At 70.9% G+C, this 21768-nt stretch carries 23 protein-coding genes; 16 read left to right on the top strand and 7 right to left on the bottom strand.

Annotated features, from left to right (window positions below; translation table 11 throughout):
- The first annotated feature begins 57 nt into the window (after positions 1 to 57).
- Together KBO27_RS11560 and KBO27_RS34215 are read left to right on the top strand one after the other, a co-directional pair.
- Positions 58 to 969, top strand: a complete 912-nt coding sequence (locus KBO27_RS11560) for a glutaminase (RefSeq protein WP_210969993.1) — start codon at positions 58 to 60, stop codon at positions 967 to 969.
- Between the two features lie 353 nt (positions 970 to 1322).
- Positions 1323 to 2630, top strand: a complete 1308-nt coding sequence (locus KBO27_RS34215) for an alpha/beta hydrolase (protein ID WP_210969992.1) — start codon at positions 1323 to 1325, stop codon at positions 2628 to 2630.
- A gap of 286 nt (positions 2631 to 2916) precedes the next feature.
- Here KBO27_RS34215 and KBO27_RS11550 read toward each other — a convergent pair whose 3' ends face one another.
- Positions 2917 to 3345, bottom strand: coding sequence for an HIT family protein (locus tag KBO27_RS11550; RefSeq protein ID WP_210969991.1), 429 nt, complete (start codon positions 3343 to 3345; stop codon positions 2917 to 2919).
- A gap of 198 nt (positions 3346 to 3543) precedes the next feature.
- Between KBO27_RS11550 and KBO27_RS11545 the strand changes: the two genes are divergently transcribed.
- The 3 genes from KBO27_RS11545 to KBO27_RS11535 are packed head-to-tail and all read left to right on the top strand — an operon-like array spanning position 3544 to position 6446.
- Positions 3544 to 3852 (top strand): circadian clock KaiB family protein, encoded by a 309-nt coding sequence (locus tag KBO27_RS11545; protein WP_210969990.1) that lies wholly within the window; start codon positions 3544 to 3546, stop codon positions 3850 to 3852.
- Positions 3853 to 3856: 4 nt separating this feature from the next.
- Entirely contained in the window at positions 3857 to 5356 is a 1500-nt protein-coding gene (kaiC, locus tag KBO27_RS11540; protein WP_210969989.1) for a circadian clock protein KaiC, read from the top strand.
- A gap of 19 nt (positions 5357 to 5375) precedes the next feature.
- Positions 5376 to 6446, top strand: coding sequence for a PAS domain-containing sensor histidine kinase (locus KBO27_RS11535; RefSeq protein ID WP_210969988.1), 1071 nt, complete (start codon positions 5376 to 5378; stop codon positions 6444 to 6446).
- Positions 6447 to 6489: 43 nt separating this feature from the next.
- Here KBO27_RS11535 and KBO27_RS11530 read toward each other — a convergent pair whose 3' ends face one another.
- Positions 6490 to 6744, bottom strand: a complete 255-nt coding sequence (locus KBO27_RS11530) for a type 2 periplasmic-binding domain-containing protein (protein ID WP_210969987.1) — start codon at positions 6742 to 6744, stop codon at positions 6490 to 6492.
- Between the two features lie 87 nt (positions 6745 to 6831).
- Between KBO27_RS11530 and KBO27_RS11525 the strand changes: the two genes are divergently transcribed.
- The 3 genes from KBO27_RS11525 (at position 6832) to KBO27_RS11515 (ending at position 8767) form a co-directional block, all read left to right on the top strand.
- A complete protein-coding gene (locus KBO27_RS11525) occupies positions 6832 to 7311 on the top strand; it encodes a cupin domain-containing protein (protein WP_210969986.1) in 480 nt (159 codons plus the stop codon).
- A complete protein-coding gene (locus KBO27_RS11520) occupies positions 7299 to 8069 on the top strand; it encodes an IclR family transcriptional regulator (RefSeq protein ID WP_210969985.1) in 771 nt (256 codons plus the stop codon). The genes KBO27_RS11525 and KBO27_RS11520 overlap by 13 nt, the downstream gene beginning before the upstream one ends.
- A 161-nt stretch (positions 8070 to 8230) precedes the next feature.
- Positions 8231 to 8767, top strand: a complete 537-nt coding sequence (locus KBO27_RS11515; RefSeq protein WP_281420724.1) for a sigma-70 family RNA polymerase sigma factor — start codon at positions 8231 to 8233, stop codon at positions 8765 to 8767.
- Positions 8768 to 8771: 4 nt separating this feature from the next.
- Here KBO27_RS11515 and KBO27_RS34555 read toward each other — a convergent pair whose 3' ends face one another.
- Positions 8772 to 10589, bottom strand: a complete 1818-nt coding sequence (locus tag KBO27_RS34555; protein WP_210969984.1) for an Hsp70 family protein — start codon at positions 10587 to 10589, stop codon at positions 8772 to 8774.
- 147 nt (positions 10590 to 10736) lie between these two features.
- Between KBO27_RS34555 and KBO27_RS11505 the strand changes: the two genes are divergently transcribed.
- The 3 genes from KBO27_RS11505 (at position 10737) to KBO27_RS11495 (ending at position 13872) form a co-directional block, all read left to right on the top strand.
- Positions 10737 to 11285 (top strand): hypothetical protein, encoded by a 549-nt coding sequence (locus tag KBO27_RS11505; protein WP_210969983.1) that lies wholly within the window; start codon positions 10737 to 10739, stop codon positions 11283 to 11285.
- The gene (locus KBO27_RS11500; RefSeq protein WP_210969982.1) at positions 11276 to 11941 is read left to right on the top strand and encodes a response regulator transcription factor; all 666 of its coding nucleotides are present in this window, start codon (positions 11276 to 11278) and stop codon (positions 11939 to 11941) included. The genes KBO27_RS11505 and KBO27_RS11500 overlap by 10 nt, the downstream gene beginning before the upstream one ends.
- 110 nt (positions 11942 to 12051) lie before the next feature.
- Complete coding sequence (locus tag KBO27_RS11495) at positions 12052 to 13872, top strand: serine/threonine-protein kinase (protein ID WP_210969981.1); 1821 nt, start codon at positions 12052 to 12054, stop codon at positions 13870 to 13872.
- Here the strand turns inward: KBO27_RS11495 and KBO27_RS11490 are convergent.
- Positions 13850 to 14797 (bottom strand): sensor histidine kinase, encoded by a 948-nt coding sequence (locus tag KBO27_RS11490; RefSeq protein WP_210969980.1) that lies wholly within the window; start codon positions 14795 to 14797, stop codon positions 13850 to 13852. The genes KBO27_RS11495 and KBO27_RS11490 overlap by 23 nt on opposite strands.
- Before the next feature lie 158 nt (positions 14798 to 14955).
- On the opposite strand from KBO27_RS11490, the gene KBO27_RS11485 reads away from it, so the two are divergent.
- From KBO27_RS11485 to KBO27_RS11465, 5 genes are read left to right on the top strand one after another with little or no spacing between them, the layout of a single operon-like run.
- Entirely contained in the window at positions 14956 to 16119 is a 1164-nt protein-coding gene (locus KBO27_RS11485; RefSeq protein WP_210969979.1) for a 4-oxalomesaconate tautomerase, read from the top strand.
- The gene (locus KBO27_RS11480) at positions 16116 to 17138 is read left to right on the top strand and encodes an amidohydrolase family protein (protein ID WP_210969978.1); all 1023 of its coding nucleotides are present in this window, start codon (positions 16116 to 16118) and stop codon (positions 17136 to 17138) included. Before KBO27_RS11485 ends, KBO27_RS11480 begins: the two co-directional genes overlap by 4 nt.
- 29 nt (positions 17139 to 17167) lie before the next feature.
- Positions 17168 to 17851, top strand: a complete 684-nt coding sequence (gene ligK / locus KBO27_RS11475) for a 4-carboxy-4-hydroxy-2-oxoadipate aldolase/oxaloacetate decarboxylase (protein WP_307870360.1) — start codon at positions 17168 to 17170, stop codon at positions 17849 to 17851.
- Positions 17841 to 18755, top strand: a complete 915-nt coding sequence (locus KBO27_RS11470) for an amidohydrolase family protein (RefSeq protein ID WP_210969977.1) — start codon at positions 17841 to 17843, stop codon at positions 18753 to 18755. The genes ligK and KBO27_RS11470 overlap by 11 nt, the downstream gene beginning before the upstream one ends.
- 32 nt (positions 18756 to 18787) lie before the next feature.
- Positions 18788 to 20146 (top strand): MFS transporter, encoded by a 1359-nt coding sequence (locus tag KBO27_RS11465; protein ID WP_210969976.1) that lies wholly within the window; start codon positions 18788 to 18790, stop codon positions 20144 to 20146.
- On the opposite strand, the gene KBO27_RS11460 is transcribed toward KBO27_RS11465, so the two are convergent.
- The 3 genes from KBO27_RS11460 to KBO27_RS11450 all read right to left on the bottom strand — a co-directional run bounded on the left by KBO27_RS11460 (position 20147) and on the right by KBO27_RS11450 (position 21746).
- A complete protein-coding gene (locus tag KBO27_RS11460) occupies positions 20147 to 20722 on the bottom strand; it encodes a thiamine pyrophosphate-dependent enzyme (protein WP_210969975.1) in 576 nt (191 codons plus the stop codon).
- Positions 20722 to 21264: a thiamine pyrophosphate-binding protein gene (locus tag KBO27_RS11455; protein WP_210969974.1), complete on the bottom strand. Its 543-nt coding sequence runs from the start codon at positions 21262 to 21264 to the stop codon at positions 20722 to 20724. The genes KBO27_RS11460 and KBO27_RS11455 overlap by 1 nt, the downstream gene beginning before the upstream one ends.
- A 113-nt stretch (positions 21265 to 21377) precedes the next feature.
- Complete coding sequence (locus tag KBO27_RS11450) at positions 21378 to 21746, bottom strand: ArsR/SmtB family transcription factor (RefSeq protein WP_210969973.1); 369 nt, start codon at positions 21744 to 21746, stop codon at positions 21378 to 21380.
- Between the last annotated feature and the right edge of the window lie 22 nt (positions 21747 to 21768).

Raw genomic sequence — 21768 nt, 5'->3', positions numbered from 1 at the left:
GGCTCTTCGCGCCCTCGTGGTCTCTTGTGGACCGCTTCGATGACATGATGGTCGCTCGTGGAGCTGAACCAGTTGCTCGGGCGGATCGTCGATGAGGTCGCACCGCTGCGCGGGAGCGGGGTGGTCGCGGATTACATCCCGGCGCTCGCGAGGGTCGATCCTGCTCATTTCGGCATCGCCATCGCGGATCTCGAAGGGCGCGTGCGCGGGGTCGGCGACTGGCAGATGCCGTTCTCGGTTCAGAGCATCTCGAAGGTCTTCACCCTCGCGCTCGTGCTCGCCGGCAGCGATGAGGCGCTGTGGCGCCGCGTCGGCCGGGAGCCCTCGGGCAACGCCTTCAACTCCCTGATCCAGCTGGAGCACGAACGGGGCATCCCGCGGAACCCGTTCATCAACGCGGGCGCGCTGACGGTCACCGACGAGCTGATCTCGCAGGTCGGCGATGCCAGCGGCGAGCTGCTGGCGTTCCTGCGCACCGAGAGCGGCAACCCGGACCTGCGGGTCGACGCCGAGGTGTCGGCCTCGGAGGCCGCGCACGCCGACCGGAACCTGGCGCTGACGCACTTCATGGCGTCCTACGGCAACGTGCGCAACCCGGTGGCGACGGTGCTCGACCAGTACGTCCGGCAGTGCTCGATCGAGATGAGCTGCCGCGACCTGGCCCTGGCCGGGCGGTTCCTCGCCGCGCACGGCGTGCGCCGGGACGGTTCGGAGCTGCTCACCCGCAGGCAGGCCAAGCGGGTCAACGCGATCATGCTCACCTGCGGGACCTACGACGCCGCAGGCGATTTCGCCTACCGAGTCGGGATTCCCGGCAAGAGCGGCGTCGGCGGCGGGATCCTCGCGATCGTGCCGGGACGGTGTGCGATCGCCGTGTGGAGCCCGGGTCTGGACGCCCGAGGCAACTCCGTCGCCGGTGTCGCCGCGCTCGATCACTTCACCACGCTCACCGGCTGGTCCATCTTCTGACCGAGCTGGTCGATCTTCGAGTGGCGGCGCGGTTGAGTCCACATGAGAATGTCGCTCACCAGTGGAGTTGCGGAGTCGGAGCCGTCCTCGCGCCAGGCTCCACTGCGACGACGAGGGGGAGGGGCCATGGCCGCGCCGCGCAAGAACACGAGGTTCCGAATCCACAGCTCCGACCTCATACGCCCGCTGAGCGCGCACTGATCTCCAGGCGCTGACACGCGGCCAGGCGCAGCGACGCCTGGTGCCGCCCTCGCCGCACTCCGCGGCCGAATCCCATCACTCGTAGGCGAATGACCACCTCCGGTCATTCGCCTACCCGGTCACGCTCATTTCTCGGGGGAGTCATGCGCGCAATGAGAAGGTCGTGGGGGCGGGCTCTCGCGACGATCACCACCGTCCTGGCCGTGCCGATGATCATCCCGTCGGCGGCCGCCGGTCCTGCTCTCCAGGACTCGCGGGACTTCGGCACACCGACCCGGTCGCCGGGCAAGACCTGCCCCTTCGTCGGTGAGCTGCCCGTGCGGCTCCCGGCGGTGGCGGTCCCGGCGAACACCCCGCTGCCCGCGCTGCCGGAGCCGTCCGTGCCCAGCACGATCCACGGCGAGCTGTGCATGAGCGAAACCACTCGGGCCAGAGCGGCGGCCACCGGGCAGTCGCCCGCCGTGCTGCTGCTCGTGCACGGGCTCACCTACGGCACGTGGTACTGGGATTCGCCCTTGCAACCCGAGACGTACTCCACCGTCAACCGCCTGGTCGACCACGGGTACGCGACGCTGAACATCGACCGCGTCGGGGCGGGCCGCAGCGACCACCCGCTCAGCGCGCTCATCACTCCCAACGCGGCTGCGGAGACGGTCCACCAGCTCATCACCCAGCTCCGCGACGGCGAGGTCGGCGGAACGCCGTACCCCCGAGTCGGTCTCGTCGGTCATTCCTACGGCACGGCCGTGGTCTGGTTGGAGAGCGCGCTCCACAACGATGCCGATCTCGTCATCGGAACGGGATACAGCAACAGGTTTCGGATCGAACAAGGCGTGAACCTGCTGTCCACGATGATCCCCGCCGCTCTGCAGCCCGCGCTGCCCCCAGCGCGCTGGAAAGCCGACCCCGGCTACCTGGCCTCGCGCCCGGGAACGCGTGCCCAGCTGCCCTTCTTCCGCGGGCCCGGCGCAGATCCCGCGATGCTCGCGGTCGACGACAGGCTGCAGAACCCCATGACGGTCACCGAACCGCTCGCCCTGAGCCGCGAGTACGACGGAACGCACAAGGGGATCCGCATCCCCACGTTCCTCATCAACGGCCAGCACGACGCCTTCGTCTGCGGTCCCGGCGGTTCCTCGTGCCGCACCACCGCCGGTGTCCACGACTCGCCCGAAGCGCTCGAACGCGCCGGCTCAGCGCTCGCCGACTACGAGGCCCCCGGGTTCCACCCGCACGCCTGCCTGCGCGCGGCCGTCATCCCCGCCGCCGGCCACAACATCGCCCTGCACCGCAACTCCCACCAGGCCGCGGACACCATCGCGCACTTCGCGGACCAAGCCCTGGGCACCACGGGAACCAACGCAGACCCCTACCGCGCCACCTGCAGCACCCACCCCAGCGGAACCACCGACGTCCTACCCGATCTCACCAGGCTCGTACCAGACCTCCTACCCCGGTGACCCCTGGATTTCAGTGGAAATCGGGCCCCTGATTTCCACTGAAATCCGGGACGCCGGCCGACCACCCCGGGTCCGGGCGGTCCCACAACCCGGAATACCGCCGTAATCAGGGGCCGGATTACTGCCGTAATCAGGGAGCGGATTACTGCCGTAATCCGTGTTGTGGGTGGGAGCGGCGGAGCTTCGGGTGATGGTTCCAGCTGGATGCACCGGGTCCGCCGCTCGCCGGACGATCCTCGAGCCCCGGGTTTGATCGTGGCGGGGGTCGGGGTTCTGGACTCCCGGGTCAGTTGAGGGCGTTGGCGAGGTGGTTGCCGAGGTCGGTGAGGGTGTTCTCGTCGCCCGGGACGTCGGGCCTCCAGGGCAGCATCAGCGTGTCCTTGGTCTTGTCGCGGTAGCGCGGGATGACGTGGAGGTGGAAGTGGAAGACCGACTGCCAGGCGGCTGAGCCGCAGCAGTTGAGCAGGTTCACCCCGTCGGCGCCGAACTCCTTCGCGGCCGCCTTGGCGACGCGCTGCGCGGTGAGCGTGACGGCGGAGAGGTCATCGGCCGGGATGTCGAACAGGTCCTGGCTGTGCCGCTTCGGGATGACCAGCAGGTGGCCGTCCGAAGCCGGGTTGATGTCCATGAACGCCACCGTGGCGTCGTCCTCGGCCACCTTCACGCTCGGAAGCTCACCGGCCACGATCCCGCAGAACACGCACTGATCACCCATGCGCCAGAGATTAACCGCAGAACACCGGCCGCTGCCAAGGGTTTCCCGAGCTCCCGGAGGCGTGGGCGCGTTCTCCTGAGCTCGCAGCCGGATCGGGTGTTCGCGGAGCGCGGTGTTCGGCGCGTTGGGGGACGATGGGCCGGTCGGCGGCGCGAGGCGCGGCCGCACATCCGTTCGGCTCGGTGTGGGCGGGAGCGCGTGTTTCAGGTGGCTGAATTTACGTTCAGGTTGTTCGTGGTCGGGCGGACGGAGCGCTCCCAGGCCGCGAAGATCAACCTGCGTGCGGTGTGCGAACACCGGGTGCCCGGCCGCTACGAGATCGAGGTCGTCGACGCCGCGGAACGCCCCGATCTGGCCGGGGAGCTGCGGATCCTGGCGACGCCGACGGTGGTCAGGCTCGCGCCGTTGCCGCAACGCCGGGTGATCGGGGACCTCTCGGACCATCGCCGCATCACGGCCGCCCTGGGCCTGCCCGATGCCGATGCGCTGTTCTCGGAAGGAGGGTGACCGCGTGAGCAGCAGCGATGCGATCGAACGGCTCCCGACCGGCATCAGCGGTTTCGACCAGGTCGCGTTGGGCGGGCTGCCCGCCGGGCGGTCCACGCTGGTCACCGGGACGACCGGCAGCGGCAAGACGCTCTTCGCCGTCGAGTTCCTCGCCCACGGCATCCGCGCTCTCGACCAGGCCGGTGTCTTCGTCACGTTCGAGGAGACCGCCGCAGCCATCCGCCGCAACGCCCGCTCGATGGGCAAACCCATCGAGCTGTGGGAACGCGAGGAGAAGTGGACCTTCGTCGACGCTTCGGACGACGTCGAGGAGACCTCCACCGTCGGCGACTACGACTTCTCGGCGCTGATCGCCCGCATCGAACACGCGGTCCGCCGCACGGGTGCGACGCGCGTCGCGCTCGACTCGATCGGCGCCATCCTCACCCGGTTCAGCGAGGCCGGGAACATCCGCCAGGAGCTGTTCCGGATCGCTTCAGCCCTGGAGAGGATCGGGGTCACGTCGGTGCTGACCGCTGAGCGGACGGAAGAGCACGACGGCGTGTCGCGGTTGGGCGTCGAGGAGTTCGTGCTCAACAACGTGATCATCCTCCGCAACGTCCTGCGCCAAGAGCAGCGCCGACGGACCGTCGAGATCGTCAAGTTCCGCGGCGCCGCCCACCGCACCGGCGAGTGGCTGTTCGCCATCGACCCGCAGGAGGGGATCGTCGTCATGCCCCTGGCGTTCCTCGGGACGCGGGCGCGGGCTTCGCGGGCCCGCGTGTCCTCGGGCAACGCCGAGCTGGACGAGATGTGCGGCGGCGGCTTCTACCGGGACGCGATCGCCCTGCTCAGCGGCTCCTCCGGCGCGGGCAAGACGTTGGCCGGACTGCACTTCGCCGCCTCCGCGCTCGACGCCCAGGAGCGCTGCCTCTTCTACACCTTCGACGAGACCCGCGAGCAGCTCGTGCGCAACGCCGCGGGCTGGGGCCTGGACCTGGACGCGATGGAGGAGACCGGGCTGCTGCGGGTGGTGTCGGAGTACCCGGAGGAGTCGTCGATGGAGGACCACTTCATCCGGCTGCGCCGCAACGTCACCGAGTTCGAGCCCCACCGCATGGTGATCGACACGCTCTCCGCGCTCGAGCGGATCACCACCTCGCGGGCGCTGCTGGACTTCCTCGTCGCGCTGGGGGCCGTGCTGCGTCCCCGCGAGATCACCGCGCTGCTCACGTCGGCGGCCGGTCCCCGCCTCGCTCCGTCGCTCACACCCGACCTCGCCGTGGAGATCGCCAGCCTCGCCGACATCACGATCCTGCTCCGCGACTTCGAGCACGGAGGCGAGGTCCGGCGGGCCCTCGCCGTCGTCCAGGCCCGGGGTACCGCGCACGACCACCGCATCCGGCAGGTGGACATCGACGGCCTCGGCATGCACATCGGCGAACCCCTGCACGGCGCGTCCCGCGCCCTGTTCGCCACCCCGTTGGTCCCCGAGCAGCCGCAACGGCCGGCAGAGCCGCGTTAGCCGGTGGAACGGTGATCCTATGAGCGACCGGCCGAACGCTCGATCCAGCGGAGAAGCCGAAGGGCGGACGTCCGGCTCTCCGTTCCAGAGCGGGGGCGACCAGCGCCTGGCGACGGCCTCCGCGGACGGGATCGTCGCGGTCGACCACCGAGGGATCATCCGCTCGTGCAACCCGGCCGCCGAGGTGATGTTCGGCCGATCGGCGGGAGAGCTCGTCGGGACACCGTTCGGCTTCCCGGTCGTCGCCCACGAGACCAGCGAGATCGACCTGCTCTCACCCGGCAGGCCACCGCGGGTGGCCGAGATGCGCGTGACCGCCACGACCTGGCAGGGCGAACGCGTCCACGTCGCGGCCCTGCGCGATGTCACGCACCGCAAGGAGGTCGAGCACGACCTCGAAAGCGCCCTGGAGCGCCAGACGACGATCGTCGCGGTCGCCGCCCACGAGCTCCGCACACCGGTCGCCGAGATCAAGCTGCTCGTGGACCTCCTGCGGGACCACCTCTTCGCGAACGGCGATCAGCACGGCGTCGAGGTGGTCAACCAGGTGATCAACCGCATGGAAGGCCTCCAGGCGCTCATGCGCAAGCTGCTCACCGCGTCCCGGATCGACGCGGAGGAGTCCCGCTCGTACCCCAAACCAGTGGCGGTGCTCGGGCCCATCCTCGAACGGCTCGCCGACTGCGGGGACAAGGCCCAGGACGTGAAGGTCTCGTGCAGCCCGGATCTCGTGGCGTTCGTGGACCGCCAGGACCTCTCCGAGATGCTCGTCATCTACCTGGAGAACGCGTTCATCTACGGAAGTCCGCCCATCGAGGTTCGAGCCACCGAGCGGTCGGGCCGGGTGGAGATCCGAGTGCGCGACAGCGGTTCTGGAGTTCCGGTGGAGTTCGTGCCCCACCTCTTCGAGCGCTTCAGCCGCGAGCCCAACGCCGGGCGGGAAGTCGAAGGAACCGGTCTCGGGCTGTGGATCGTCCGCAGCCTCACGGAGGCCAACGGCGGAAGCGCCTGGTACGAGCACGACGACGAGGGAGGGGCCTGCTTCTGCCTCCACCTGCGGAAACCCGGAGATCCTGACTCGACCGGGTAGAAACCGGCCGGTGGTCACCAGGCTTCCGCGTCGCCGCACGGGATCAGGGGGCGGTGACGGTGGGATCGACGTGGTCGCGCAGGTCCTCTCGGCCTTGGAGGGCTCCTGCTCGGGTCCAGGTGTCGAAGGTCGTCTGGAGCTGCGCGGCGAAGGCGTCGTCGACCGGGATCCGTTGGTAGGCGGTCTGCTCCGGTCGGATCTGGGCGGCGACCTCCAGGGGTTGGCGGGCGAACTTCGAGTACCAGCGGTCGAAGTCCTGCGGGTTCCGCCTCGCCCACTCTCCGATCTGCCGTCCCACATTGCAATATTGACGTCCCACGCGGTATGAACGTGGCAGGCTGGACATCAAGGCCGACCACTATGCAGGAACAGCGAGGAGAAGTCCTTGTCAGGCAACGAGAACCGGCCCGGCGGCACCGCGGACTGGCATCAGAAGCTGGAGCACGTGCGCGGCGGCGGGCTCACCTCCGACACCAACCAGACCTCCGGGATGCGGCGCTTCGAGGCCATCTCGGGCAAGACCGTCGGCTCGGAGAAGCTGTGGATGGGCCGCACCCACGTCGGGCCGGCCACCAACTCCGGCGACCACCACCACGGCGAGGCCGAGACCGCCATCTACGTCGTCTCCGGGCACCCCGTGTTCGTCTTCGCCGAGGGGCCCGAGGAGGTCCGCGTCGAGACCGAGCCGGGCGACTACATCTTCGTGCCGCCCTACGTCCCGCACCGCGAGGAGAACCCCTCCGCCGACGAGGAGGCCGTCGTGGTCATCGCCCGCAGCACCCAGGAGGGCATCGTGGTGAACCTGCCGAGCCTGTGGGCCGAGGTCGACCCGAACGCCGAGGGCGACGGCGCATGTCAGAGCTGACCGGGGAACGGCGCTCGGGCACGCAGTCGGTGGACCGGGCGATGGCCGTGCTGCGCTGCTTCGAGAAGGCCGAGCAGCTGACCCCCACCGCCGTGGCCACGCAGCTCGGCCTGACCGTCAGCACCGCGCACCGCATCATGCGCGCCCTGCACACCGCCGACATGCTCGCGCAGGACCCGGCCACCGAGCGCTACTTCCTCGGCCCGACCACCGCGATCCTCGGCAGGCTGGCGCTGGAGCGCATGGGCACCACCGTCATGCACCCGGTCCTGACCGCGCTGCGCGACCGGACCGGCGAAGCAGTCAGCCTCGGCACGCGCATCGGTGACGAGGTGGCGGTGCTGGTGCAGATCCCGTCGACGCACCCGCTGCGCTACGACCAGGAACCCGGCGCCCGCAACCCGATCCACGTCTGCGCCATGGGCAAGACCCTGCTGGCCTTCGGCACCGAGCCGGCCACCATGCCCGAGCCGTTCCAGCGCCACACCCCGAACACGATCACCACCCACGCCGAGCTCGCCGACGAACTCGCCCGTATCCGGTCGCGGGGTCACGCGTTGAACAACGAGGAGCGGCTCGTCGGCGTGCGAGCCGTGGCGGCCCCGGTGCACGACCAGACCGGGCACGTCATCGCCTCGGTCGTCGTCCAGGGGCCCACCGTGCGCTTCGGCGAGGACAGGGTGGACGATCTCATCGGCGCGGTCACCGACGCGGCCCGGGATCTCTCGGCGCTCTACCGGACGTCGGGTGGGGGATAGCCCTACCCCCTTGAGTGGGTCAGCCTCCCCCGAAAGTGCGGGACAGCACCGGGGAACGGAGGGACAGACCCGACGATTCCTGCCGCGAAACGCGAAAGCATTCCTCTTAGTCACGGCCGGGTAGGGCTTCCCGGATCATCCGTCGAGAGAGGAACGGCGAAATGGACACCACGAGCACCATTCGGCCCGTAGCCACCGACATGGACGGTGTCATTCGCGAGCACGGCGGCGCGCTGCTCTCCTACGCCACTCGCTTGACGGGGGACCGCTACCTCGCCGAGGACATCGTGCAGGAGACCTGGCTGCGGGCCTGGCGGCACGCCGACCGGCTCAGCAACGGCAACGGCTCGGTGCGCGGCTGGCTGCTGCGCGTCGCCCACAACGTCGCCGTCGACCAGCACCGCAGCCGCAAGGCGCGGCCCACCGAGGTGGCGTTCGAGAGCGAGGAGCTGGCCAACCGGGCCGTGCAGTCCGCGCCCAGCGACGAGGTCGAGAGCCGGATGGTCGTCGACGAGCTGCTCGACCACCTCTCCCCGGCGCACCGCAGCGCGGTCGTCGAGGTCTACGTCACCGACCGCACCACCGCGTCGGCCGCCACCGCCCTCGGCGTGCCGGTCGGGACGGTGAAAAGCCGCCTGCACCACGCGATCCGGTCGCTGCGCACCCGGTTCGCCCCGCGCGTCCTGGAAGCCGCGTGACGGCTCAGCTCAGCGCGTCGCAGGGAGTCGCGTCGGGCACCTGGGGCTCGATGCGCACGTCGGCGAAGGTGATGTCCATCCGGCGCTGGGACCACACCAGGAACGGCGTGTTGACCCGCCGCTGGTCGAGCCCGCCGGCGACGAAGCACGACAGCGGGATCTTCACCGTGGTGCGGTGTTCCGGCGGGAGGTCGGCGAACAGGTGGCTGGCCGGGACCTCGGAGCGGCAGGGGAACTCGCAGTGCATCCCGATCTTCGTGGTCTCGCCGGTCGGCGGGGTGTGCACGATCGCGTCGAAGACCAGCGCCCCGTCGTTCGCGGAGTAGGCCGTGAGGTCGAGCGGACCGCGAGGGGTGTTGGTCTGCAAGTACATCTGGGCGGGCTTGTCCTCCATCCAGGACACCCGCAGGCCCTCGTTGGCGGGGTCGGCCACCGCCTTGATCACCGAGCCCTGCTCGGTGCCCTCGTCGAAGATGTAGGAACCGCCCCAGTTGACGTCGGAGCCGAGGTAGCCGGCGAAGGGTTCGAGCACCTTGCCGTCGTAGACCGGCAGCGGACCCGCAGGCGGAGCGGGTTTCTCGGCGACCGCGCCTCGGGCCGCGTCGGAATCGCTTCCGGTGGTGGCGAACACGGTCACGCCCACGCCGATGACCAGGGCCGCCAGGGCTGCGACGGCGGGCACGAGCCAGTTCTTCTTGCGCGCGGGCTCCTCCGGAACGGCCTGGGAGGCAACGGGTTCCGGAGTCACCTCGGACGCGGGGGCGGGTCTCGGCTGCGTCGCGGTGCGCGCCGCGCCCAGCGCCACGGTGAACTTCGGGTGCAGCGTGACCCGGACCGGCTTGTTGAACTCCTGGGACAGCATCTGCGCGACCAGCGGGACGCGGGACGAACCGCCCGCGAGCAGCACCGCCGAGAGGTCGTCGGCGCGCAGCCCGGCCGAGGTCATGGTCCTGTGCAGCGCCTCGGTGGTCAGCTGCACCGACGGCCGGATCATCTCGTTGAACTCCAGCCGCGTGATGGTCACGCCGCGCGGGCCGGAGGGCAGCGGGATCGTGAGGTTCACGTCCGGCTCGGTGGAGAGCTCCTCCTTGGCGCGCACGCACATCGCCTGGATCGTGGCGAGCGCGGACGCCGCCCGGGGTTCGGTCGCGTCGAGCCGGCTGATCGCGCCGTCGAGCCGCTGGTCGATGTGGGCCAGCAGCGCCTCGTCGAAGTCGATGCCGCCCAGGTGCTCGATCCCCTCCGGCGTGCCGAGGATCTCCATGCGTCCGGCGCGCATGCGCAGGATCGTGGTGTCGAACGTGCCGCCGCCGAGGTCGTAGACGGCGACGACCTCGCCGTCTTCGAGCCTGCGCTCGGTCGAGTAGTGGGTGGCGGCCGCTTCCGGCTCGGTGATCAGGCGGAAGTCCTCCACGCCCGCCAGCCGGGGAACTTCGGTGAAGTGCTCCTGCCGGTACGGGCCCCAGATCGCCGGGTAGGTCAGCGCGACGGATTCCGGCGCTGCGCCCATCTCCCGGGTCACGATGTCGAGGACGTCGCGCAGCTGCGCGGCCATCAGCGCCGCGGGCGAGTAGGCGGAGCCGCCGAGCACGAGCGGTGTGGGATCGCCCAGCCTGCGCTTGAAGTTGCGGGCCACCTGAGCCGGGTCGGACACCGCGCTCAGCGCGGAGTTCCCGGTCAGCAGCGCACCGTCCGGAGCCGGGTGCGCAACTGAGGGGATGACCACCTCGGATGACAGCGACACCATGCGGGTACCACCCTCGCCGCTGACCGCAGCGGACGTGAACGAAGTCCCGAGGTCGATGCCAACGCCGTAACGCACCTTGTGTGCTCCCTTCGCGTCAGCAAAAGATAATCACAACTCAGCTCGCGTCAACCCTATGCGAGCCGGAGAACCGTGGGGATAGCCCTACCACCGCAACGGGCTGGCACCCTTTTGCCGGGCAGCCGCTCGCGCGAGGCTGGGACGATGGTCGGGAGTGCGGGCAGGTACAACGTGCGGGGTGGCAGGTGGCTGCCCGGCTGGCTGCGCGTGCCCGGCCGCGGTGCCGCCGAGTACCGGTTCGAGCTGGAACGCGCGCTCAACGACGGCCCCGCGGCGGGCCTGTCGGCGCTGGCGGTCGAACTGGACCTGTTCTCCGCCGGGGTCGCCGACCTGCGCGTCTCCTCCCGCATCGAGGCGCTGCGGGAAACGGTCATCTCGCTCATCGAGAACCTGCGCCAGCTCGGCGGGATGATCCACCCGCCGGTGCTCGCCGAAGGCCTGGAACCGACGTGCTTGTCCCTCGCCGAGCGCTACGACCTGCTGATTCGGCTGGATCTGCCGGAGCACGCGCTCGGCCCGCAGGCGCGAGTGCGGACCGGTCTCCTCGTCGCGGATCACCTGGCTACTCTTGAACCCGGTACGACCGTGCGGGTGCGAGTGCGAGGCAGGAGGTTCGTGCGCGTGCGCATAACCGAGCAACGGCCGGGTTCGTCGACCTGGCGCAACCTGCGGGCGGTGCTGCTGTGCGGGTAGCCATCGCCGAGGACGGCGCGCTGTTCCGGGAGGGGCTGGTCCTGCTGCTGCAGGCCGCCGGGCACGAGGTCGTCGGCTGCGTCGGCGACGGTGATTCGCTGCTGGGGATCGTGGCCACCGAGAAGGTGGACGTGGCGGTGCTCGACATCAGGATGCCCCCGGAACCCGACGGGGGGCTGACCACCGCCGAGAAGATCCGGGCGCGCAGCCCCGAGACGGGCCTGCTGCTGCTGTCGCACTACGCCGAGACGCACTACCTGATGCGCGTGCTGGAGATCGGTGCCGAGCGCATCGGCTACCGGCTCAAGGAGCGCGTCGCGGGCGTCCAGGTGCTGGCCGACACGCTGGACCGGATCACCGCCGGCGAGATCGTGATCGAGCCGACGCTGGCGAAACGCCTGGTCGAGGCGCCCGCCCGGCGGGCCGACAGCCCCATCTCGTCGCTGACGGACCGGGAGGTCGACGTGCTGCGCCTGATGGCCGAGGGCCACGCCAACAACGCGATCGCCAAGGAGCTGTTCGTCTCCGCCAAGGTCGTCGAGAAGCACACCGCCTCGATCTTCACCAAGCTGGGGCTCCCGCGGGACCAGGCCATGCACCACCGCAGGGTCCTGGCGGTCCTCGCGTACCTGAGGTCCAGCCGGATCGAGGGCTGAGGAATCGCCTCGCTCGGCGGTGGCAGAACCCGAGAACTCGCGGCGGTGCGGGCTGAGTCCCGCATCGGGAACAGCGGCTTCGCCGCACTCGTGAACAGGACCCAGTGGTGATGCGGAAGAACCGGCGCGCGCACGACGTGGTGGCGTCCGCGCCTCAGGAGCGGTTGGCGGGCGCCCTGGTCGACCAGCTGGCCGACGCCGTCGGCGGGCAGGCCGCCTACTGCGTGCCCGCGGCCGACCGGCACGAGCACTTCGACGTCGTCGCCGCGTCCCCCGCAGAGGACCGCACCGGACCCGTCGAGGAGTCCGCCCGGGAACCGGTGCGCGGCGGGGGAGTGCTGCTGGTCGCCGGTGCCCGGCGCTGGGGCGCCAAGGAGCAGGCGGCGTTGCGCGACACCGCCGGTTGGCTGGCGGTGACGGCCGACCTTGATCGGCTGCGCGAGGACCACGCCCGCGCCGAGGAGCGCTTCCGCGCGCTGCGCGGTGAGGTGACCGCCGCGCGGGAGCGGCTGGCGCACGTGCGCGATCTGGAGCGGCGTCGGCTCGTCCGCGCGATCACCACCTCGACGCTGCGCGACCTCGACGAGCTCCGGCGGCGGCTGCGCGGTTTCGGCGAGCACCTCGCCGAGGGCGGCGAGAGAGCGCGGATCGCCGAGCTCGGCACCGCCGTGGACGACATGCTCGACAACTTCCGCACCGTGGTGCGCGGCGTGTACCCGGCGATGCTGCCGGACAAGGGACCGCGGGCTGCGCTGGAGGAGCTGGCGGCGACGTTGCCGCACCCGGTCCGGTTCTCCGGCGACCTGGGCAGGCGCGTCGGCTGGCAGATCGAGTCCGGCTTCTACCACGGGGTCGCGGCCGTGCTGAACCTGCTGGCGGGCGAGGGGATCAACCGCGAGAACCCGGCCGTCGAGGTGGAGTTCGGGCGCGACGAAGCCCTCTGCGCGCGGCTGCGGACCTCGATCGGTGAGCTCTCGGCGGCCGACCTGCGCGCCGCGCTGCACCAGGACGCCGAACGACTCGCCGTCCTCGGCGGCGCCATGGAGTGCTCGGTGACCGGGGGAGCCGCCGTGGTGTCGGTGCGCCTCGCGGACCGGACGACGACCACCATCACCTCGCGGGGCGAGGCCAGCGCCCTGTTCCAGCTGGTCACCGACCTGGTGAAGCAGGGGCAGGAAGCGGCGGGCTCAGGGCCGGCGCGGGCGGGCTGGGACGCCGTGGCCGCGCGGCTGGTGCAGCCGCCGCGCCTGGCCGTGGTCTCCGACGCGGGCGGACCGGATTCGTCCGAAGTGGACAGCGCATCCGTGCTCGGGGTGACCGTGGTGTTCGCCGACGTGCCCGCCGACCGCGCGCTGGCCGAGGAGATCGTGGCCGACGACGGTCCGCGCGGATCGGTCGACGCGGTGCTGTGCCGGGTGCCGCCCACCTCCGGGTTCCGGGCGGCGCTGCGCAGCGACCGGCACCGGGTGGAGCTGAGCGAGACCGCGAGCGCGGACGAGCTGGCGCGCAGGCTGATCACCTGGGCGCCGGTCATCGCGGCCCGGCGCGCGATCGTCTCGGTGCGCGCGCTGCTGCCGGGGTTGCCCGCCGATCACCCGCTGCGGTGGTCGGTGGACCGGATCGCCGCCGAAGCCCACGAGATCACCGAACTGGACCTGCTCGACGAGCTCCTGGGCGGGGAGACGCGCCTGCTGCGCGGGGTGTCCGAGGACGCCGCGCGGCTGCTCGGCGCGGAGGGCACCGACCCGCGCTCCCGCCTCGGCCTGGAGCCGGAGGCCAACGACGAGCAGGTGCGCGTCGCCGCGCAGCGAGCCGCGGAGCGGTGGCGGGCGCACGCCGTCCGGCCCGTCACCGGTGGCCGGGACGCGTCGGTGTGCGAGGCGCTGGTGCGCACCGCCGAGGGCCTGCTCAGCGCGGGACGACGCCCGTGATCGTGGTGCCCTGACCGGGTGCTGAGCGGACGTCGATGGTGCCGCCGACGGTGGCCATCCGCGCGGAGAGGTTCGGCAGCCCGGGGTTGCGGTCGGTGATGGCGAATCCGGGCCCGTCGTCGGAGACGACGAATTCGAGTCCCCGCGCGGTGTCGCGGACGACGACGGTGATGGTCGCGCCGGGCGCGTGCTTGTGGCCGTTGTTGACCGCTTCCAGGCACGCGAAGTACACGGTGGACTCCACCAGCGGCGGGTAGCGGCGGTGGAATCCCGCGGTGTCGAGGGAGACGTCGGCGTGCGCGTCGAGCTCGGCCGCCAGCGCGCCCGCGAGACCCTGGGTGGACAGCGGGATCGGCAGGATCCCCGCGGCGGTGTCGGTCAGCGCCTTCTCGGCGGCGTCCAGTTTGGACTCCAGCTCGGCGAGCCGTTCCGGGGTGGCGCCGGTGTGCTCGACCAGCGCCATCGACATCTTCAGCGCGACCAGGTGGTGCTGGGCCCCGTCGTGCAGGTCGCGTTCCAGGCCGCGCCGCTCCTGCTCCATCTCGACCGTCGTGCGCCACCGGTCGTCGACGAGCTCGCGCGCGGCCGCGTCGCCGTCGCGGCGGAGCCGGTCGGTCTCGGCGGCCAGTCGCAGCGCGGTGAGCGGCGGTCCGAGGACGGTCGCCAGCGAGTCCACCGGCCCGGCTGATTCGGGGGCCACGGCCAGCACGGCCTGCACCTCGCCGTCGTGCTCGACCGGACGGCTGAGCCAGCGCTCCGCGCCGTGCCCCCACTGGTGCCGTTCGCCGGCGATGGTGAGCGCGCAGCCGGTCGCCCCGAGCGCGGTGCCGATGACCTGCGCGAGCGACAGCGCGTCGGGGTCGAGGTCGAGGCGGGCGAGGTGGTCGGTCACGGCCTCGACGGCTCGTTTCTCCGGAGCGCGCATCTTCCGAACGGTAGCGGTGCGCGAGGAGGCGGCCGCGGTGCGGTCCGGCTGATCAGAAGTGGTGCGCAATCTGGCAAGTAATTTTGTCGAAAAGATTGTGAACAATCGTGTCCATCGTTTAGGTTCCTCGCAACGAGATGACCCGATGGAGGACTGCCATGCCAGCCGACACCGCGCGCCGCCGCGGTTCGCAGACCGCGATCCCGTGCCTGCTCATGAGGGGTGGCACCTCGCGGGGACCGTTCTTCGACGAGCGCGCGCTACCCGCGGACGCCCGGGCCCGCGACGCCGTGCTGCTGGCCGCCCTCGGCTCGCCCGACGAGCGCCAGATCGACGGGATCGGGGGAGCGCACCCGCTGACGAGCAAGGTCGGCATCGTCGCCCCCGGCTCGCGGCCCGGTGTGGACGTCGAGTGGACGTTCGGGCAGGTGCAGCCCGGTGGCACCGCCGTCGACGTGACCGCCAACTGCGGGAACATGCTGGCCGCCGTGCTGCCGTTCGCCGTCGAGACCGGCATGGTCGAACCCGCCGGGGACCTGACCACCGCCCGCGTGCTCACCCGCAACACCGGCATGATCGCCGAGATCACCGTCCGCACGCCCACCGGACCCGACGGTCGGCGCCACGTCGAATACGCAGGTGAGGCGCGGATCGACGGCGCCCCCGGCAGCGCGGCACCGATCGAGATCGGCTTCCTCGACACCGCAGGCTCGGTCGCGAGCTCCCTGCTGCCCACCGGCAACGTCCGCGACACCGTCGAGGTCGACGGGGTCGGGCAGGTCGAGGTGACGCTGATCGACAACGGCCAGCCGCTGGTCATCGTCGAAGCCGCCCGGCTCGGCGCCACCGGTGACGAGACGCCCGCCGAGATCGACGCCGACGACGCGCTCAAGGTCAAGGTGGAGGCCCTGCGCCTGGTCTGCGGACGGGTCATGGGGCTCGGCGACGTCACCGACAGGAACTACCCGAAGATGACCCTCGTGGCGCCGCCGAAGCACGGCGGCAGCGTGTCCACCCGCAGCCTCATCCCCCGGGTCGCCCACCGGTCCATCGGCGTGCTCGCGGCCGTCACCGCCGCCACCGCCTGCGTGCTGGAGGGCAGCGTCGCCCACGACGTCGCCACCGGCATCACCGGCACCGAACCGACGGTGTCGGTCGAGCACCCCTCCGGCGAGTTCAGCGTGACCCTCGGGCTCGACCCCGCCGACCCCCAGCGGGTCGTGCGCTCGGCGCTGCTGCGCACCGCCCGCCTGCTGATGTCCGGCGACGTGCTCGTCCCGTCCGCCCCGCTCACCCCCGTCGCGAAGGAGCGCTCCGCGTGATCATCGACGTCCACGGCCACTACACCACCGCCCCGGCCCCGCTCGGCCGCTGGCGCGACGCCCAGGTGGCCGGACTCGCCGACCCGGCCCGGCGGCCCGACCCGGCGGGGCCGGTCATCAGCGACGACGAGATCCGCGAGTCGCTGGAGACCCAGCAGCTGCGCCAGATGGACGAACGCGGTATCGACGTCACCGTGTTCTCCCCGCGAGCCTCCTTCATGGCGCACCACGTCGGCGACTACGAGACCTCCTCGACGTGGGCGCGCATCTGCAACGACCTGTGCCACCGGGTCGCCGAGCTCTACCCGCGGCGCTTCGCCTTCGGCGCGATGCTGCCCCAGTCGCCCGGCGTCGACCCGGCCACCGTGGTCTCCGAGCTGGAGCGGGTCGTGGACCTGGGCGCGGTCGCGGTGAACATCAACCCCGACCCGTCCGGCGGGCACTGGACCTCGCCGCCGCTGACCGACCGCCACTGGTACCCGGTGTGGGAGAAGCTCGTCGAGCTGGACGTGCCCGCCATGGTGCACGTCTCGACCAGCTGCAACCCGGCCTTCCACACCACCGGCGCGCACTACCTCAACGCCGACACCACCGCGTTCATGCAGCTGCTGCAGGGTGACCTGTTCACCGACTTCCCCGAGCTGCGACTGGTGATCCCGCACGGCGGCGGCGCGGTTCCCTACCACTGGGGGCGCTTTCGCGGTCTGGCGCAGGCGCTGGGCAAGCCCGAACCCGAGGAAGCGCTGCTGGGCAACGTCTTCTTCGACACCTGCGTCTACCACCAGCCGGGCATCGACCTGCTGCTGGACGTCATTCCGCATTCCTCGGTGCTGTTCGCCTCGGAGATGATCGGCGCGGTCCGCGGCGTCGACCCGCGCACCGGTCACCACTTCGACGACACCCGCCGCTACGTCGAGAACGCCGGCCTGTCCGCCGAATCCCTCGCCGCCATCGAAGAGGGCAACGCCCGCCGCGTCTACCCGCGCCTGGACATCCGCCTGACCACTCAGGGCCGCTGACCCCGCCACCAACGAAGGAGTTCTCCACCGTGCACGAACTCGGAGTCGTCCACCGCACCGTCGAGCGCGCCGACCGCGGAGCCGTCGAGGCCCTGTCCCGGTTCGGCGTGGCCACGGTGCACGAGGCCATGGGCCGGGTCGGTCTGATGCGCCCCTACATCCGGCCGGTCTACCAGGGAGCGAAGCTCTGCGGCACGGCCGTCACCGCACTCCTGCAGCCCGGCGACAACTGGATGCTGCACGTCGCCACCGAGCAGGTGCAGGACGGCGACGTCGTCGTGGCCGGCTGCACCACCGAGAGCGAGGACGGCTTCTTCGGCGAGCTGCTCGCCACCTCCATGCGCGCCCGGGGCGCTCGCGGTCTGATCATCGACGGCGGTTGCCGCGACGTCGACGACCTGCGGGAGATGGACTTCCCGGTGTTCTCGCGCGCCGTCAACGCCAAGGGCACCGTCAAGGCCACCCTCGGCTCGGTCAACGTGCCGGTCGTGGTGGCGAACGCGCTGGTCAACCCAGGTGACGTCATCGTCGCCGACGCCGATGGCGTCGTCGTGGTGCCCGCCGCCAAGGCCGCCGACGTCGCCGCCGCGGCGGCCGCGCGCGAGGCCAACGAGGCGGGCAAGCGCGAGAAGTTCCAGGACGGGGTGCTCGGCCTGGACCTCTACGACATGCGGCCCAAGCTCGCCGACCTGGGACTGACCTATGTGGACTGAAGTGACCCCGGGGTGGTTGCCCTGGCACCCGAACCCGAGCGAACCGGCCTTCACCGCGCCCGAAGGCGCCGTCGACGCGCACTGCCACGTCTTCGGCCCGGCCGAGGAGTTCCCGTTCGCGCCCGAGCGCAAGTACACGCCGGTGGACGCGGGCAAGGACCAGCTGTTCGCGCTGCGCGACCACCTCGGGCTGTCCCGCAACGTCATCGTGCAGGCCACCTGCCACGGCAGCGACAACAGCGCCCTGGTCGACGCGCTGCGGGCCTCGGGCGGCCGGGCGCGCGGGGTGGCCTCGGTGACCTCCGACGTGACGCGCGAGGAGCTGGAACGCCTGCACGCGGCGGGTGTCCGGGGCGTGCGCTTCAACTTCGTCAAGCGGCTCGTCGACGCCGCGCCGACCGACGCGCTGGAGACCATCGCCGCCAAGATCGCCCCGCTGGGCTGGCACGTGGTCCTCTACTTCGAGGCACCGGACCTTCCCGACCTGCGGGACTTCTTCCTGTCGCTGCCGGTCACCCTCGTGATCGACCACATGGGCCGGCCCGACGTCGGCGCGGACCCCGAAGGGCCGGAGTTCACCGGGTTCCTCGACTTCGTCGCCCGCAGCGGCGCGTGGGTCAAGGTGTCCTGCCCGGAGCGGCTGACCAGGACGGGACCGCCCGCGCTGGACGGCGAGCGGCACGCCTACGCCGACGTCGTCCCGTTCGCCCGGAAGGTCGTCGAGACCTTCCCGGACCGCGTCCTGTGGGGAACGGACTGGCCGCACCCCAACCTCACCGACCACATGCCCGACGACGGCCTGCTGCTCGACCACGTCCCGCAGATCGCCGTCACCCCCGAGCAGCGACGAGCGCTGCTCGTCGACAACCCGATGCGCCTGTACTGGCCAGAGGAGCAGGCCTGAGCGAACGCGCTCATTCCCCGTAGGAGACCGCAGTGCCGCACTCCGTTACGAACTCGGCGAACCGGCTCGACCGGTTGCCGATCTCCAAGTTCCACAAGACCACGATCGTCGCGCTGGCGTTCGCCTACTTCTTCGAGTTCGCCGACATCAACACCTTCGCCATCACCGCGCCCAAGGTGCGCGTGCTGTGGGGGTCGGACGTCAGCCACATCGCCTACGTGACGTCGCTGTCGTTCGTGGGCATGTTCATCGGCTCGGTCGTGGCGGGCGGACTGGCCGACCGGCTCGGCCGCAAGCGGACCCTGACGCTGACCACGATGTGGTTCTCGGTGTGGTCGCTGGCCACGGTGTTCGCCTGGGACATGCTGTCGATGGGCGTGTTCCGCGTCCTGACCAGCGCAGGCCTGTCCGCGATGACCGTGGTCGCCGTCGTCTACCTCAACGAGGTCTTCCCGCGCGCCAAGCGCGGCAAGTTCCAGGCGTACGTGATCATGATCGGCATCTGCGGCACCCCGGCGACCAACCTCATCGCCTCGTTCGTGGTGCCGATGGGGGAGCAGACCTGGCGCCTGGTCTACCTGTGGGGCGCGATGGGCGTGCTGTTCCTGCTGTTCCTGCGCAGGCTCGTGGAATCGCCGCAATGGCTGGAATCCCGCGGTCGCCACGGCGAGGCCGAGGCCGTCCTGCGGGACCTGGAGTCCCAGGCCACCGCCGAGCACGGGGAACTGCCCGCCGCTGAGGAGCCGGTGGTGGCCGAGCCCGTCGCCAAGCCGGGCCTGGCGATGCTCAAGCAGAAGAAGTTCCTGTTCCCGACGATCCTGCTGTCGGTGCTGTGGATCACCCAGACCATCGGCTTCTTCGGGTTCTCCTCGTGGGCCCCGACATTGCTGGCCGCCGAGGGCGTCAGCGTCGAGGACTCGATCTTCTTCGTCGCCCTGACCACCGTCGGCGCGCCGCTGGGGTCCTTCCTGGCCGCGCAGGTCACCGACCGCTTCGAGCGCAAGTGGTGCCTGGTGGTGTTCGGCCTGGTCATCGCCGGGTCCGGACTGCTGTACGGGTTGACCTTCCTGCCCGTGCTGGTGGTCGTCTTCGGCTTCATGGTCAACCTGTTCGAGCGCGGCTACACGGCCCTGGCCTACGCCTACTCGCCCGAGCTCTACGACACCCGCGGCCGCTCGCTGGGCACCTCGATCTCCTACGGCGTGGGCCGGCTGTCCAACGCCGTCGGTCCGCTGATCATCGCGGCCCTCTACAGCGGCTACGGCTACATGACCGTCTTCTACTTCATCGCGGGTACCTGGATCGTGGGCGCCGTGGCCCTGGCGGTCTTCGGGCCCGCCACCCGCAAGCTCCGGTTAGAAGCCGCGGCGGCTCAGGCGAACCCCGCCTGATCAGCTGATCTTCGCGGTCAGCCAGGTCTGGAAGCGGTGGGTGAGCGCGACCGGGTCCGCGAGCAGCTTCGGGATGTCGGAGGCGTTGCCCGGTTCGATGCGCACGTGCAGGAACGCCGGGCCGGGAGTGCCGAGCAGGCGGGTGAACTCGGTGCGCAGCGTTTCGGGATCGGTGGCGCGGCCGGTGGTCCACCCGCTGGCCTCGGCCATCGCGCCGAGGTCGATCCGGTCGGTGTAGGTGGGCAGCCCTGCGGTGGACCCGTAGGAGCGGTTGTCCAGCAGCACCAGCAGCAGCGCCCGGGGCGCGGTGAAACCGCCGGTGGGCAGGACGTTCGGGTTCATCAGCAGGGAGCCGTCGCCCTCGATCCCGATGACCTTCTCCACCGGCGAGTCCTCGACGGCCATCGCCAGCCCGGTGGTCACGGAACCGGCCAGCCCCATCGAGTCCAGCAGGTACAGGTGGTTGTCCCGATCGGCGACCGAGGCGAGTTCGCGGCTGGTCGCCGCGCAGGTCACCACCAGCGGGCGCTCCTCGGTGAGCTCGACGAGCTGCCGCAGGGCTTCGATCCGGCGCATCAGGCGACCTTCCCGTCGGTGTTCCAGAACGAGGCGAGGACGACGACGGGCCGGTAGGTCATCCGCGCGTGCACGCCGGCCTCGACGGTGGCGTCCTGCCAGTCCTGCGGGGACGAGCGGCGGTCCAGCTCGAACACCGGCAGCCCGACGGTGCGCAGCAGGGCGGGGGCGTGCTGGCTGATCGAGTGGATCATCGAGTTGTACTCGCCGAGTCCGCCTCGCGTGTTGGCGAAGATCAGCAGCGGCAGGTGGTAGGAGATCGAGAAGGTGGTCAGCGCGGTCAGCGCGTTGCCGAAACCGTTGTCCTGCATGACGACCGCCCCGAAGCGGCCCGCCAGCGGCAGCGCCCCGATGACCCCGATCGCCTCTTCCTCCCGCGACAGCGGGGTGACGTGCGGTGAGACGCCGTCCGCGCCCCCGTCGGTCTCGACCAGCGCGGAGATGACCGGCGCGACGGTCACCGACGGGATGTAGCCGACCCGCTCGGCTCCCGATCCCCAGATGCCCGCCGCAGCGGCCTCGGCATAGCTCGATGTCGTCACAGGCCCACCGTTCGTCGACAGCGTTCACCGAGCGGCCATGCTAACGGCTCGTCAAGCCGCGAAGCGGGCTCGTCCTCGCAGGGCTGCGTCCCGTGGAGCGGCCCGGGCATCAGTCAGGAGGGTGCCTCCCGCCTGGTCCGGGACTCGGCCTCGGACGTCGCGATGCGGAGGTCTTCGAGCAGGCCGGCCTGCCCAGCCAGCACCCCGGTGAGGATGCGGCGCGCGACGGCCAGCAGCTCGGCGATGTGAGGGCTGGTGAGCGAGTAGAAGACCGTCGCTCCTTCCTTGCGCGTGACCACGAGTCCGGCGCGGCGCAGCACGGCGAGGTGCTGCGAGAGGTTCGCGGCCTCCACACCGACTTCGGGCAGCATCTCCGAGACCGCGTGCTCGCCTTCGCTGAGCAGCTCCAGCACGCGGATGCGAGCCGGGTGGCCGAGCGTTTTGAAGAAGTCCGCCTTGACTTGGTAGAGGGGCCTGCTCACGGTTGGCCCTCCTCGCGGACTC

The sequence above is a fragment of the Saccharopolyspora endophytica genome, from assembly GCF_018070075.1.
GTDB classification, from domain to species: domain Bacteria; phylum Actinomycetota; class Actinomycetes; order Mycobacteriales; family Pseudonocardiaceae; genus Saccharopolyspora; species Saccharopolyspora endophytica.
Note: the sequence above shows the minus strand (reverse complement) of the source record. Positions and strands in the feature narration are given on the sequence as shown.